Genomic DNA, 1627 nt, shown 5'->3' with positions numbered 1-1627 from the left:
TTGGCCGGTATCTATGCCCAAGTCCTCGGGCTCGACCGCGTCGGCGTCGACGACTCCTTCTTCGATCTAGGCGGGGATTCGTTGTCGGCGATGCGGTTGATCGCGGCGATCAATGCGGGTCTGGGTGTGGATCTTGCGGTGCGCACGGTGTTTGAGGCGCCCACGGTGGCGCAGTTGGCGTTGTGTGTGGGGGTGGGTAGGGGTCGGTTGGAGCCGTTGGTGGCTGTGGAGCGGCCGGCGGTGGTTCCGTTGTCGTTTGCTCAGAACCGGTTGTGGTTCATCGATCAATTGCAGGGTCCCTCACCGGTTTACAACATGCCGGTGGTGCTTCGGATCCGCGGTGCGGTGGATGTCGATGCGTTGGGTGCGGCGTTGGGCGATGTGATCGGCCGTCATGAGAGCTTGCGTACTTTGTTCACCGCGGTGGAGGGGGTTCCGCGGCAGGTGGTGGTGGCCGCCGATGCGGTTGATTTTGGTTGGGATGTCGTTGATGGCGTTGGTTGGTCGGCGGGCGAGTTGCGGGAGGCTGTCGGCGCCGCGGCGCGGTACACGTTCGATTTGACTACCGAGATTCCTATGCGGGCACGGCTTTTCCGTCTTGCGGGGGATGAGTATGTGTTGGTGGCGGTGGTGCATCACATTGCCGCGGATGGTTGGTCGATCGGGCCGTTGGTGGCTGATCTGGGGGCGGCGTATGCGTGTCGGTGTGCGGGGCGCGCGCCGGATTGGGCGCCGTTGGCGGTGCAGTATGTGGATTACACGTTGTGGCAGCGCGCGCAGTTGGGTGATCTCGACGACGGCGATAGTCGTATCGCAGCGCAGTTGGCTTATTGGCAGGATGTGTTGGCCGGGATGCCTGAGCGTGTGCAGCTTCCCACTGATCGGCCTTATCCGGTGGTGGCCGATCAGCGTGGCGCCACTGTGGTTGTGGATTGGCCTGCGCGGTTGCAGCAGCAGGTGGTGCGGGTGGCGCGGGAGCACAATGCGACCAGTTTCATGGTGTTGCAGGCCGCTTTGGGGGTGTTGCTGTCGCGGTTGAGCGCCAGTTCTGATGTGGCGGTGGGCTTCCCGATTGCCGGGCGGCGTGATCCTGCGCTCGATGAGTTGGTCGGGTTTTTCGTCAACACGTTGGTGTTGCGGCTCGATTTGGCCGGTGATCCCACTGTGGCCGAGGTGCTGGCCCAGGTGCGTGCTCGCAGTTTGGCCGCTTATGAGCATCAGGATGTGCCCTTCGAAGTGTTGGTGGAGCGGCTCAATCCGACCAGGAGCTTGAGTCATCACCCGTTGGTTCAGGTGGCGTTGGCTTGGCAGAACTTCGCCAGTGATCCTGGGGCGGGGTTGGCGTTGGGTGATGTGGAGGTCACCCAGGTGCCGGTGGACACCCACACTGCGCGCCTGGATGTGAGTTTCTCGCTGGCTGAACGGTGGAGCGAGGCCGGTGAGCCCGCCGGGATCGGCGGGGCGGTGGAATTCCGCACCGATGTGTTTGATGCGGCCAGCATCGAGGTGCTGATCGAGCGGTTGCACAGGGTGTTGGTGGCGATGGCCGCCGATCCGGGACGGCGACTCTCTCAGGTGGATGTGCTTGACGTTGGTGAGCATGCCCGTCTGGATGAGTGGGGTAATC

The 1627-nt window shown here is 63.3% G+C and carries 1 protein-coding gene; it reads left to right on the top strand.

Features of this window, described 5'->3' with window-relative positions; genetic code table 11:
• On the top strand, positions 1–1627 hold a 1627-nt coding region (locus A5752_RS10700; RefSeq protein ID WP_231983378.1), incomplete at both ends, for a condensation domain-containing protein.

This window comes from Mycobacterium sp. 852002-51961_SCH5331710, assembly GCF_001665535.1.
Lineage (GTDB): Bacteria > Actinomycetota > Actinomycetes > Mycobacteriales > Mycobacteriaceae > Mycobacterium.
The sequence above is the reverse complement of the archived record's forward strand: the minus strand, read 5'-3'. Positions and strand labels throughout refer to the sequence as shown.